Annotated in this window: 9 protein-coding genes and 1 pseudogene; 2 read left to right on the top strand and 8 right to left on the bottom strand. The window is 38.4% G+C overall.

The window, feature by feature from the left end:
* Positions 1 to 1296: 1296 nt before the first annotated feature.
* Both LVD15_RS21290 and LVD15_RS21285 read right to left on the bottom strand, forming a co-directional pair.
* Positions 1297 to 3159 (bottom strand): eCIS core domain-containing protein, encoded by a 1863-nt coding sequence (locus LVD15_RS21290; protein WP_233777216.1) that lies wholly within the window; start codon positions 3157 to 3159, stop codon positions 1297 to 1299.
* Between the two features lie 768 nt (positions 3160 to 3927).
* A complete protein-coding gene (locus LVD15_RS21285; RefSeq protein ID WP_233777215.1) occupies positions 3928 to 4659 on the bottom strand; it encodes an FkbM family methyltransferase in 732 nt (243 codons plus the stop codon).
* A gap of 728 nt (positions 4660 to 5387) precedes the next feature.
* On the opposite strand from LVD15_RS21285, the gene ltrA reads away from it, so the two are divergent.
* The gene (gene ltrA, locus LVD15_RS21280; RefSeq protein ID WP_233777214.1) at positions 5388 to 6668 is read left to right on the top strand and encodes a group II intron reverse transcriptase/maturase; all 1281 of its coding nucleotides are present in this window, start codon (positions 5388 to 5390) and stop codon (positions 6666 to 6668) included.
* A 90-nt stretch (positions 6669 to 6758) separates the two neighbouring features.
* Here the strand turns inward: ltrA and LVD15_RS21275 are convergent, their stop codons facing one another.
* The 6 genes and pseudogenes from LVD15_RS21275 to LVD15_RS21255 all read right to left on the bottom strand — a co-directional run bounded on the left by LVD15_RS21275 (position 6759) and on the right by LVD15_RS21255 (position 12773).
* Positions 6759 to 8699, bottom strand: a complete 1941-nt coding sequence (locus tag LVD15_RS21275) for an AAA family ATPase (protein ID WP_233777213.1) — start codon at positions 8697 to 8699, stop codon at positions 6759 to 6761.
* A 70-nt stretch (positions 8700 to 8769) separates the two neighbouring features.
* Complete coding sequence (locus LVD15_RS26930; protein WP_305038973.1) at positions 8770 to 8988, bottom strand: tyrosine-type recombinase/integrase; 219 nt, start codon at positions 8986 to 8988, stop codon at positions 8770 to 8772.
* A 64-nt stretch (positions 8989 to 9052) separates the two neighbouring features.
* Entirely contained in the window at positions 9053 to 9247 is a 195-nt protein-coding gene (locus tag LVD15_RS26925) for a phage lytic cycle repressor MrpR family protein (protein ID WP_255763408.1), read from the bottom strand.
* 865 nt (positions 9248 to 10112) lie between these two features.
* Positions 10113 to 11352 (bottom strand): annotated as a pseudogene (locus LVD15_RS21265) (IS256 family transposase).
* A 39-nt stretch (positions 11353 to 11391) separates the two neighbouring features.
* A complete protein-coding gene (locus LVD15_RS21260; RefSeq protein WP_233777212.1) occupies positions 11392 to 12141 on the bottom strand; it encodes an SDR family oxidoreductase in 750 nt (249 codons plus the stop codon).
* Positions 12142 to 12413: 272 nt separating this feature from the next.
* Positions 12414 to 12773: a winged helix-turn-helix transcriptional regulator gene (locus LVD15_RS21255; protein WP_233777211.1), complete on the bottom strand. Its 360-nt coding sequence runs from the start codon at positions 12771 to 12773 to the stop codon at positions 12414 to 12416.
* 114 nt (positions 12774 to 12887) lie between these two features.
* Between LVD15_RS21255 and LVD15_RS21250 the strand changes: the two genes are divergently transcribed.
* Entirely contained in the window at positions 12888 to 13925 is a 1038-nt protein-coding gene (locus tag LVD15_RS21250; protein ID WP_233777210.1) for an NADP-dependent oxidoreductase, read from the top strand.

The raw sequence follows: 13925 nt of genomic DNA, 5'->3' as shown, positions 1-13925 counted from the left end.
GCTACCAATTATATTCACCACTCCATTAATCTATTATAATTATATATTTTACATGTAATCAAAATGAAATATTTATTTCATATAATAAAATGGTCTTTAGTTGAAAGTTAAGAGCTGATAGTAACAGCTATTTTTGCAACTTTAACATTCTGGATGATGCCCTTTTTCATTAAGGTTACTGTCTGAGGAAAATAGATCATCAATCAGTCCTGAGCGTCTACCCTTAGACGAGCTGAGGCTGACTGGATGGTTAGAATCGAAACCTCCCTACCTAGTAATTACAAAGAAGATATAACGAAGTAATGTCGAGGCTACTGAAAGCAAGCTAGGCTGGGGAGCAAAAGTAACTTAGAGATGGCTTAGTTGCACTTCTTTAAATTAGCAAATACTGCGTATTCTTTAACATAAACCATCATCAAACCGTCATCCCGGCCGCAACGAAGTGAAGAGCAGGGATCTGGCTTTTCAGATAGTACTATCTGATCAATGAGATTCCTGATATCATTGCGCTATGCTTCATAATTCAGGAATGACGGTTTTTATTGGTTAATGGGTGTATGAAAGCCTGCTTTTCATAATTGGTCGTAGCATCCGCTCAAATTCATTTCTTTAAGCACAAAATGGTGTCATGAAATACTAATAGCACATTGTATCTTCAGACATCTGCTTATCTTATTCCGAGCATACGCTCTTGCACATGATAGGTCTTAGGACCGCTGCGCTTAACCTACGACCAGTGGGGGAAATGCTCATATAAGAAGGGCTATGCATATGCCCGCTTTTGGTGTAGTTAGACACCAGCTAATGCCCTTTAGTTCTCTTTACGAGCGGTTGATAGCTCGGGGAAAAACAAAAATGCAGGCGTATGTAGCTGTCCAACGAAAATTACTAATATTGATCTGGACGCTCTGGCGTAAAAATGAAGTCTATGATCCAGATTTGGAACAAAAGCAATACTTCCAGCCAATGATGAACCTAAGCTCCTCATTTCGCTTGGACACAAAGGAGACTATATACCAGTAGCCCCAACTAATGCCGGGGCTACACAAGATAAAACTCCCGTGCAACGAATCGCCTGAAGTCCTCTTTTCGCTTCCGGAATATAAGAAAAATCCTATTTAATTACTTGCTTTTTAAGACAGTACCTCGATTAAAGGCATTTCTGTAAGCAGCATTGATATAATTGGATTCAATTTGAGTGTTTTAGAGAATTGTAATGCATACAGATCATTTATAGCATGTCCTAAAAGTATTTGGAACATCTCCTTGTATTATAGTTCAACTTATCCTGTCAATTTATGAATTCAAGAACCTTGTCCACTTTGAGGTATCGAAACTATCCAATTCTTTTTTCGCATCCGAAAGCAATCTATGAAAGAAATTTTTGTGTTTTGATTTTACATTAGGCTCTGTGAGTAGTATAATATCTAGAGCCTTCTTCCATGCCATCAAAGATGCTCGCAATATTTTGCGTTTTTTCAGAAAGATTTTAAAATTATTTTCCCGTGCTACTTTAGCAGCTGCGACCCATTGATCGCGCAGTTGCGAGTAATGTTGGGTACGGACCGCCTTCACTGTATTGTATACCTTCAGGTCTCCATTTGATCGCCGCTCTATTAAGGACTCAATTTTTGTAATGCAAAACTGATTGAATTCCTGTATTGCCAAAAAGTCCTTGTGGTAAATGGCCTCCATTTGTTGCTTTCTCGCCTCATTTTTACCATGCTGCCGTTTTCGGATTTTTAACATCCCCTTCCGGTCTTCATACAAGGGGTCAAGCTCATACTTGCCTTCATCCAGGAGTCCTGCTATCTCATATGCCAATGTTGATGGTGCATCGGCTTCATGATCCTCTCGGGTATCGTCCCACAGAGGATTTTTGGATTTTCGAACCTGTTTATCATAATATTTAGTGCGTAACGCGGTCAGGAAAGTTGATCCGTTCTGCGCGGATTTAAACGCAGTACGGATCAACTCCATCTGTTCTTCGGACAGCGGCGATGCAATTTTAAAGTTGTGTCCATGTGACGCCATGGCATTCACCCATTCGGCATTGACAAGAGAAGACCAATCTTCATCCGGAACGCGCAACCATTTTTCTTTTCGGCTGTCGATTTTTTCTTGGTTGGGAGCTTCTTCCACAAATGCGCCTAATGTTCTCGGTACATGATTTTTTCGATTCCCCTTCCCTACATAGGTACCAAGTAATGCAGTTCGTTTTTCGTTGTTTTTTTTTCGTTTATTGTGTCGTATTCCCCTTACGTCCTCCTGTACGGCGTGGACAGGTTCATCACGAAACCCAGAAATGGAACTAAACTTAGAAAGTAATTCCTGCTTGGAACTGGACGGGTTAATCTCGTTTTCGTTGAAATCAAGTTTTTCCGCTCGCTTTAGCACAAGGTAATAGTCGTAATAGGTAATGGTATATTCGCTCAAAGTGTACTCATTTTTCACCCAATCAATGAATATTTTTTTAAATTCTTCATCGCTTTTATTTAATAGGTCAAATCCATGTTTTAAGCGTTGTATAACCCACTGACCCAACACAGTCGTTGACTGTTTTACTGTCCTGTTTAATTTTCTTTGAACAAAGCCGGTTTGATTTTCCGCGTATGCTTTTGCCCCCATAACATCAGCCTCTTTTTCCAAACCAGCATCATCGTTCACATTTAGTTTGACTTTCATTTGCATAGTCGGCCTTACTCTTCCTTGCATCTGTTGAACAACATGCCATGCTTCATGAGGTAGATGTTTTTCCTGTCCAGGGGCCAAATGGATGTCAGTACCCTGAGCATAAGCATGAGCTTGTAATTGAGCTGGCTTATCTGAATTGTAATGGACTCTCACATCGTCCATGGAATAACCGGATAGGTTTTCTATTCCTGATTTGAGATTATCAGGTAAACCTGTGTTGTTTTCTATCTTTTGGATGGGCTGCTGTTGTTGAGCAGAATAATTATCTGCCATGGCTTGCAATTGTACTGCTTGTTTGGCTTGAGGGCTATTATTAGCCATCTCCTGCAGCTTTCGTTGAGTAACAGTCTGAGGTCTATTATCGACAAATTGAAAAGTAGACTCACTAACGCTCTTCTTTTGACCAACAGCATTTGCCGCCGATTGGCTCTTATTCTTTTGAGTTTTGTTATCGTAAGTATTCATATTTTCTCTTTTCAGGTTTTGGTCTATTGCCTATAACGGTCTCGGGTATGAAACGCAGGGCAATTCGAAGCACTTAATTGTCCGCCCATAACCAAGTTTGCTAAGTGCCTAAAACTTGCGGAAAGCACCGTCCGCCCTATGTTTTTATACCCATTGTGTGTGCCTTGAATGGTGAATATAGCTCAAGAATTTGAGTGTTCCAAGAGGTAAAAGTCCTTTACGCGCTGGGGTCGTGCCTGGAAGCGAAGCAAGTGGCAAGGTGGTTAACCGCGAGGTTAGAACTGAAGAAATGCAAAGCATTTATGAATACCTTTAAAATAAAACACGCATGAATAAAGCCAGACTGCGGTGTCTGTACTGAAGAACATGAACCACATACAGAGGCTATGAGGCCGGATGAGGTAACACATGCTGCCGAAGTCTAACTCCTCGAAAAGAGGCTAGTGCCGAAATAGTAGATGTGGCAGCGATATACACAAGGATATTTGCCGTACCGAGAGGACGGAGCGTAAATAAAATGTCCTGTAACGTTTTTATTGAAGGGCCAGCTTTCGAGAGGGTCTTCATGCGCTGGGCATTAGCTCAAAGCCCCATCCTGAAGACCACTATCACCATATCACGACTAAGAAAGAAAGGGTATCAAAGTATGCTGGATTATTACCTAAAACTTCAACCAGAGATTCAATGAACCGCCGTATACCAGACCGGTACGTACGGTGGTGGGAGAGGCGAACTCTGGCTCAATTTGAGTCAGAGCCGTCTACTCAATTAGAGTTCTTTTAAATATCTTGTATTGATGAATAGAGCATTGCCATAATGACTTCCTTTTTTTAATTGGATGTGACTTATATCGTAAAGCCCATAAAAGTAAAAGCCATTGTTAGACATATATTCATTTACCCTTTGAAAAGGTGTGTTCCGATTGTTTTCATTTGTAAACCCTACTTCGCAAATAATCGCTTTTATATTGTGTTTAGCAATTGTATTAGCAGCACCCATTAAAGTTTGAATTTCCCAGCCCTCAGTATCGATCTTAAGAAAATCAATATTCTTAAGTCCGTTTTCTTCACAGAACGTATCGATTTTCTTAATATCTAACGTTTCCTTTACCCCATTTGAATTAGTGTTCATTAACTCAGGTTTTAAGGAGTTTGCAGTACAAGTTGGGTTAGGATTAAGAGTTATCTCAATAGACTCATTTCGTTCACCAAATCCAATGTTATTTGCTTTTACCCTAGGTAAATTTTGAGTATTGTCTTTAAGTTCCTCATAGCTTTTTTTGACTGGTTCGAAAGAGTAGATTGTTGCTCTAGGAAACAATTTATTGAAATAGGTAGCTGTCTGACCAATGTTAGCTCCAACGTCAAAAACTATCATACTTTTCAGAAGATTAATTCGCTGAAGATCTACCTCTAAATCAGTTCCTACTGGCAGATGTCGTTTTTGATAAATCCAATAGCCAGTAATTAATTCTAGTGTTTTTTTAAGTTTATTTAACATTTTCTTAAGTGAACTCTAACGCCCGGATAGAGCGAGTGGCCCTCCCGGTTCAATGAAAATCTAAAGTAGCTAAATCTGCAGTGAGATACAACTGGCAAGTTCGCATTGCGTTGAGAAAGTCACCGATCCTTCGTAATTCACTCAGCAGATAACCACTTCCTTTCCCTGAGCAGATTTAGTGGTCAAGTTGCAGAGCAGATGGCGATGAAATGCTTTAGGCCATTCGTCTCTATCCAATGTGTGTCCTTGAATGGTGAATATAACTCAAGAATTTGAGTGTTCCAAGAGGTGAAAGTCCTTTACGCGCTGGGGTCGTGCCTGGAAGCGAAGCAAGTGGCAAGGTTGTTAACCGTGAGGTTAGAACTGAAGTAAGCCAGACTGCGGTGTCTGTACTGAAGAACATGAACTACATACAGAGGCTATGAGGCCGGATGAGGTAACACATGCTGCCGAAGTCCAACTCCTCGAAAAGAGGCTAGTGCCGAAATAGTAGATGTGGCAGCGATATACACAAGGATGTTTGCCGTACCGAGGGAGGTCTTCCGCCCACGAGTTGAGCAGGAAGAAGTCAGCAGAGGTCATAGTAGTTATTGGTAACGAGCCTTGAAAACAAGGAGGTCTCACCAGGTAATGAAGGACCAAACATTGAATCGTGTCCTAATTCGATTAGGAATACTGGGCTTTGAGCCAGTATAGCCTATTCTTAAGCAGACAGAAGGAAAAAGTAAATGATAGCAGAAATTCTACAACCCAAAAATCTCTACAAAGCACACCGAAAGGTGGTGCTTAATAAAGGAGCTGCAGGTGTGGATAACATGACTGTTAATGAACTGAAGAAATATCTTAAGGCTCACCAAACAGACATTCTCATGAGCATTCTACAGGGGAAATATGTACCTAATGCTATCAAAGGGGTAACAATACCCAAAGGAAATGGTAAAACCAGAATGCTGGGGATACCTACCGTAACAGACCGATGGCTGCAACAAGCAGTTAGCCAACAATTAGCCAAAAGGTTTGAACTACAGTTTGAACCCTACAGCTATGGCTTTAGGCCGAAGAAAAACCTGCAACAAGCCGTACTACAAGCCAGAAAATACATCAACCATGGATATCAGGATATTGTAGATATCGACTTGAAAGCATTTTTCGATGAAGTAAGCCATCATAAACTCTTACAACTTATCTACCACAAAGTTAAATGCCCTACTACCCTATGGCTAATCCGCAAATGGCTACGTGCACCGATCCTTATTAAGGGAAAGTTGTATAAGCGCAGGAAAGGAATGCCACAAGGTAGCCCTTTAAGTCCTCTTCTGTCTAATATTATGTTGGATGTACTGGACAAATACCTGAAGAAAAGAGGACTCAAATACGTTCGATACGCCGATGACTTTAGTATTTATACCAAGTCAAAAACGGAAGCTCGAAAAGCAGGTAATTTAGTGTATATGTTCTTAAAATATAAGCTAGCATTACCTATAAACCGAGAAAAGAGTAGCATATGCAGGCCTCATAACTTCAAGATTTTAGGGTATGCCTTTGTGCCTACCTACAAAAAGGGAGAGAAAGGTAAGTACCAAATGGTAGTCAATAAGTCAGGGAGGGAAACCCTGAAACGTAAGCTCAAGGCTTGTTCCAAAAAGACCAAACCTTACAGCTTAGCTGAAAGATTAGTTAAAATAAAGCAAGTATTCACCGGATGGATACAACACTACCGGCTGGCTAGTATACAGGCCAAGGTGAAGGAGCTTGACGAATGGCTACGCAACAGGTTAAGGTACTGTATTTGGCACGACTGGAAAAAGCTGGAGCGGAAACGCAAAAACCTCATCCGATTAGGAGTGAAACAGGGTCAGGCTTACGCCTGGAGTCGAACAAGGATGGGCGGCTGGGCAGTAGCTCAAAGCCCCATCCTGAGAACAACCATCACCGTATCACGACTAAGAAAGAAAGGGTATCAAAGCATGCTGGATTATTACCTAAAACTTCAACCAGAGATTCAGTGAATCGCCCGGTACGAGAACCGTACGCCGGGTGATGTGAGAGGCGCACTCTGGCTCAATTTGAGTCAGAGCCGTCTACTCGATTATAGCCTTTTAATTCATCAATTCTTTTAGTTGTAATATCCATTTAGGAACAAGGTGTTCATCAGATATACATTCTATATACTTTTCCGAGAATTCAAACTTGAAATTTCCTTTCTTGAATATCTTGGATAATGCCTGTTGTTTTTTTGGAGATAAATCCAAAGAATAATAAACTGATTCCGTTGTTACATTATCTGCGTTAATGGATTCAATGAATTCATCTATTTCTGCATCACCTGAAAACATTTTTAAAGCTTCAAAAAATGTTTTCCCACATAATACATCTTCAATTTCAGTTTTTGGAGTTTTCGGAGTTTTATGAACATCTATCAAAACGGTTTCATTCTTTGAATCGTCATTTACAATTCTGAAACATTTCAGATGCTTATTCTCATTGTTTTTTGTTTCAAATTCAACTAAACTGGCGTCAGTATCCATTAATAGAATAACATTTCCTTTCACATCTTTTTTAAAATCTTCGTATGTGACTAATAAGTTTTGATAAATTCTTTTTATCTGAGTTGCACCACCAACTGGGATAATCCGTAATTTTTTACTTTCTAATTCTTCTTTAAAATAATGTTCAAAGTATTTTTTTTCTGATGAGCCTTCGCACAATAACCAATTAAATGGTTCATTACTAAGTATGCTCGTAATAATAGATTGAATAAAGTCATTTAGACTTTTTAATCTAACATCATAAGGTAATGAACCTCTAGAACTATCTATGTCTTGCTTAATTTCTTCGCGATAATTTGAAACTGATATTAAGTCAAATTGGTGTTTATTTTTATGGTCTTTGGTGATAACAGTAACATTCCCATTTGCAATAGTAGGAATGAAGCCATACCAATGTGTGCTAAATAATAATTGTGAGCACATTTCACTTATTTTAAATAGGGAATTGAATTGCTCATAGCAAGCTGACATATGAAGCGAAGATTCAGGTTCGTCTATTGCCAAGATTATATTGCTTGAATTCTCACGATATTTATTCAAAAAGTGTTGTGTCAGGTCAATAATTGCCTTTTGTTTTTCACCAGAACTTAACAAACTAACATCCAACCAATGTGTACCCGATTTTTTATGCAATTTTCGGGTTCGGAAAAAATCTTCAATAATCAGATTGTAAACATTTGCTTTACGAATCATTAATTGCCTATCAGTCGGGGTTTTAAATGAGTATTCTAACAAGACCGTGTCTAGCTCTTTTAAAAAGTCATTTAAATTCCTGTTGATTTTTGCAATTTCAGTTCGGGGCACACATTTAGATATCACTTCAATGAGCGTTTTCCCCATTAAGGCTTGTATATGTTTATTTTCAAGATTCGTAAAAGTAGATGGGTCAATGTCGTTTGGGATATATATATATTCATAAAAAGTTAACAGGTCTTCCAAGATCCCTTTGAAAAGCTCATCTAATCGTGTTTGCTCGATTTTTTTGTTTGCTCCGATATTTTCCCCTAAAATATCCGCCAAAGACTTTACATTGAAAAAAGTTAAATCAATTTCCTTTTTGTGATTAATCCCAATCGGAAGGATTAAATAGTCGTCCTTTAGAGAATCTCTCTTTAAAATTTCAAATTGTCTGAAAAGCAAAGAAAGATGCTCGCGATTTTGAGAAAGAATATCTTCTTCTTTAATAGACCATATGAAATCACTATATTTTTCTGCCACTTTCAAATTATCTTCTTTGATAATTCTTGAATCTTTTTTGATCAAAAAGAAGGGAACAATATGAGGGGTGGTTGTGTCTTCACCACTTTTTCTTACTGTAGTATTAAAATTGAAATCACCATTGTTAAATAAGCAATCTAAAGCTTCCAAAACCGAACTCTTACCGATTCCATTGTTACCAACAATACCATTAAAGTTTTGACCATTTGATAAAGGGATGTAATTGGTAGCTGAATATGTCTTAAAATATTTTATTGAGAGCCCTATTATCATTTGTGTCTTTTCTTTTATTGGCTATAACATCCGTGTAAGGGAAACACATTCCCTTATTTTTATTATGGGTTCAATCTAAAGGATTTCTGATTAATTTCATAGAGGTGTTAGCTATATGTGTGTATACCTCTGTGGTCTTGGTTGAGTTGTGCCCAAGAAGCAACTGTATTTGCCTTAAGTTTACGCCATCTTCTAATAAATGTGTGGCAAAGCTATGCCGTAACATATGAGGAACTACATTTTTCTGTATTTTCGCTCTCCTGGCCGCCTCTTTCACCACATTGACCACACTTTTTCTACTGTATGGTCCGCCATTCTGCCCTTCAATTAAGTATTGCTTGGGCCTCCATTTCTTATAATACTGTCAGATCTTCTAAGACATTCTTTCCTAGAAGAGTATAACGGTCTTTTCCGCCTTTTGCGTTTTCTATTCTTATCTGCATCCGTTCACTGTCAATATCCGATATTTTTAAGTTTAAGAGTTCACTCCTTCTCAGCCCAGCTGAGTAAAGTAAACTAATGATGCACTTGTGCTTCAGGTTGCTCATTGTTGCTATCATTCGTTTTACTTCATTTTGAGATAATACTTCAGGCAACTTTTCTTTTTTCCTGGGCCTTTAAAGGGAATTGCTTTGGTGCTAGTACCGGGTCTTTGATAAGCCTGTTTCAAAAGAAATATTTACCGTCTACCTTTTGACATGCTGACTGGGAAGAAACGCTGGTCTTCCCTATCTGGTAATTACGAGGAAGATATGATGAAGTAATCTCGAAACTATGGAAAGCAGTCTGCATTGGGCAGCATAAGCAACTTCGAGATTGCTTCATTACGCTTCGCTACATTCGCAATGACCAGTTTATTTTGGTCAGTACGTTATCTTGCTGTACCGTCGTGAGGTAAAGGAGGTTTGAAAAATAGGCTTTTCTCAAGTCCTTAGTGGCAGTTCATAACTATGAAATGCTTCAGTGAGCGGAAGACCTCGCAGCAAGAAAGAGTTTTTTGTTACTTTTTTGATCGATTGCAAAAAAGTAAAGAACACAAGATATGGAATGTAGACTGTGGATTAACCAAGCCAGCAGATGTTTGAAAAGCTTTCCTTAAACGAATTAAGAAATGTATCACCAAATATGTACTGATTCAATGGCAAGATTATATGAACTAGCTCTGTATTAAAGGAGAATGAAATTAATAATTTAAAATTGAGCAAAAAAGAAGGGTGATTACTCACCCTTCTAATTAAAATCATATGATATTGTTTTTCAATAAGTTATAATTTTCTCAATAGAAATAGTGTTTCTTTATCCACTGAAGATCTTTTTAACTTAAAGTTCTTGTGCAGTTGGCCTAAATAATGGGAGTGTTAGCTCATCTCTGTCTGCTTCCCTCCCAGGGGCTAGCCCCTGGGAGGGAATTTTTTATTTTTTGGTTTGACTGGTTTTTAGTTCCAGTTCCAATCTTCCCTCAAATCTAATGGCTAATTGCTGCACCGTCAAACCCCAATTCCGCAAAGGTGAAGTCCATTTTTTTCTCAATACGTCTGCAAACTAAGTAAACTAATTTCATCAAGGCCATATCACTGGTAAATGCTCCCTTACTCTTGGTAACTTTTCTTACTTGTCTATGAAAGCCCTCCACTGGATTTGTAGTGTATATTAACTTTCTTATGGGTTTACTGTAATCGAAATAAGTGCTAAGTAGTTCCCAGTTATCATTCCAAGATCGTATCACCACAGGATATTTCTTTCCCCATTTTTCTTCCAGTTCTAATAAAGCAGTCTCTGCCTGATCTTTTGTGTCTGCTTGATAAACTAATTTAAGATCTTGTATAAACACTTTCTGTTCTTTACTGGCTACATATTTCAAGCTATTTCGAATCTGATGAACTACACAAAGTTGAACATCTGTTTGTGGGTAGATGGAGTGTATCGCTTCACTAAAACCTTTCAAGTTATCAGTGCAGGCTATCAAAATATCTTTCAAGCCTCTATTTTGTAGCTCAGTAAGTATCTGAAGCCAAAAATTAGCTCCTTCGCTTTCTGATAGGTACATGCCCAATATCTCCTTGTTGCCCTGCTTATTGATCCCTAAGATATTATAAAGGGCTTTATGCTTCACCTTACCTTCATCTCGCACCTTGAAATGCATGGCATCTAGCCAAACAATACAATAGACCGATTCTAATGGCCTATTTTGCCACTCCTTTACTTTAGGGATCACTCGGTCTGTGATATCACTTAACACCTCTGTTGATATATTTGTGTCATACATCTCCTTGATGTGCTCTTGAATATCTCTCAAACTATTACCTAGCCCATACATGGCTATTATTTGCTTCTCAAGATTGTCTGCCAGTATACGCTGGCGTTTCTCTACTATTCTTGGCTCAAAGCTGCTATGACGATCTTGAGGAGTATTTATCTCAACGTCTCCTAAACTACTCTTAACTGTTTTCTGGCCTTTGCCATTGCGCTTATTGCCATGAGAGCGTCCTTTTTCTTCACTGGATAGGTGATCCTCCATTTCTGCTTCCAGAGCTTCTTCTAAGAACTCCTTCAACATGGGGCTGAAAGCCCCATCCTTACCAAATAGAGATTCTCCTTTTAAAAATTGTTTAAGTGCTTTTTCCTTTAATTCTTCTTTCTCTTGTTTGTTCATTGCTCTTTAGTCTAAACATTATTTCTTTATATCCAAAGTTTAGACAGAGATGAATTGACAGTCTCTAAATAATATCTCATTAATATCTACATCTTCAGGTTCATTAACGGCAAAAGCTATCAACCTGGTAAATGCATCAGGAGTTAAGCCTATCTGGCCCACAAAATCCTGATTAGCCTTTTGTACTTCTTTTACACTGATATGCTCCAGCAATTCTGTTTTTACAGCTCCAGGAGATATGATGGTTGTGCGTATATTATAACCTTTCACCTCTTGCCTCAACCCTTCTGAGATCACTCTTACGGCTGATTTAGTGGCAGAATAAATTGCAGAACCAGGGAATACCTTATGACCTGCTACTGAAGAAACATTAATAAATTGACCTGATTTTTGTTCTTTCATAAAAGGTAACGCTGCTGCTATTCCATAAAGCACGCCTTTTATGTTTACATCTATCATTTGCTCCCACTCTTCTACTTTTAAATTTTCGACAGGAGAAAGAGGCATTACTCCTGCATTATTTAACACCACGTCTACCCTTCCAAATTCAGCATGGGCACTTTCAATAAGATTTTGAACCTGATCCCTTTTGGTTACATCAGTTTGTATTGCTAAGGCCTCACCACCATCTTTTTTTATGTCAGCCACGATTGATTCTATTCTATCTAACCTTCGTGCTCCTAACACTAAAATAGCACCTTGCTTAGCCATATGACGAGCCGTAGCTTCTCCCAATCCACTACTCGCTCCTGTAATTACTATTACTTTTCCTTGTGTGTTACTGCTCATTTTATTGAATTTTAAATTTCTGTTATTACTTTTCTCTACTTCTATTAATCGGATTTGATCAAATTAGGTTTGTATAATTTTCAAACCAATCAATAAGAGAATCAAACAATCAGCTGAGCACTTCGCTTTGTTGATTAAAAACAAAAAACACACTACTTTTCTCTACAGGTAACTATAAGAAAGAATATTTTATAATTAAAGGTAGCTTTATGAAAGAAATGTATGTTACATGTTAATTCTCAACCTCTAAACAATCATTATGAAATTCTAACTCACTTACTCTCAATAGCCTGCTCATTAGCAATCTGCTTATCTCCCCATTCTTTTAAATACTGAATAAATGGTATTAGCTCATTACCTATGTCGTCAAGCGAATATTCTACTTTAGGAGGTACTTGATGATACACTTTACGCTTAATCAGCTTATCTGCTTCTAGCTCTCTTAGTGTTTGGGTAAGCATCTTGGTGGTAATATCTGGCATATGCCTTCCTAATTCTCCATAGCGCAAAACACCTTGCTCATGTAAATACCAAAGAATTCTTCCTTTGTACTTTCCTCCTATACGTCTAAAGGCATAATCAACTGAGCAAGTGGGAGCCTCCGGACATTCTTTTATTTTACTTTTACTCATAACATACTGATTATCAATAATACTTTCTTTTTAGTATGTAAGATACAAAAAAGTACATACTTGACAAAAGTATACTATTCCCTCAGCTTTGTAACTCATTTAAATAATAAAATTATGGATTCAAGTATTAATCAAATAAGCAATATACCCGCTACAATGAAAGCCGTAAGACAGCATGAATATGGTGGACCGGAAGTACTCAATTATGAAGATGCCCCCACTCCTAGCATTGCGAATGGAGAAGTTCTTGTAAAAGTAAAAGCCATAGGACTCAACCCACCTGACTGGTATTTACGTGATGGATATAAGATGTTGCCTCCAGAATGGCAGCCTGAGGTACCTTTTCCTATTATATTGGGCACCGATATCGCAGGTGAAATAGTGAAGGTAGCAGACGACGTAAGTAATTTTTCTGTTGGTGATGAAGTGTATTCAATGGTTAAATTCCCTAGTTATGGCCCGAGTCAGGCATATGCAGAATATGTAAGTGTTTCTGTGGATGAAATAGCCTTAAAGCCTAAAAAAATAGATTTTATTGAAGCAGCAGCGGCTCCTCTGTCGCTACTTACCGCTTGGCAGTTTTTGATTGAAGTTGGTCATGATGAGCCTAACCCACTCCAACCTAACAAGCATATACCGGTAGAGCTTTCAGGTAAAAAGGTAATGGTTAATGGTGCTGGCGGAGGTGTTGGCCACTTTGTAGTACAATTGGCCAAATGGAAGGGAGCTTATGTTATAGCAGTGGCTTCTGGCAAACAAGAAAAGGTTTTAAAAGACCTTGGTTCCGATGAATTCATCGATTATACCAAAATAGCTGCTGACGAAGCTCTTTCAGATCTTGATTTAGTAGTAGACTGTGTGGGAGGAGCCACTACAGGCCGTTTCTTAAAAACCTTGAAAAAAGGAGGTTCATTATTCCCGGTTTTCCCACTAGGTTTCTCCGGTGCTGATGAAGCCACTAAAATGGGAGTTAATGTATCTGCAACACAAGTTAGGTCAGATGGAGCTCAACTAGCTGAACTCGCAGAATTACTTGATAGCGGTATTGTAAAAGTAGTTATAGACAGTGTCCACACTTTGGCGGATGCCAGAAAAGCACATGAAAGAGCTGAAAAAGGTCATATTCAAGGTAAAATAGCACTTACAGTTTAA

The organism is Fulvivirga maritima (genome assembly GCF_021389955.1).
GTDB lineage: Bacteria > Bacteroidota > Bacteroidia > Cytophagales > Cyclobacteriaceae > Fulvivirga > Fulvivirga maritima.
This window is presented reverse-complemented; position numbering and strand designations above follow the sequence as displayed.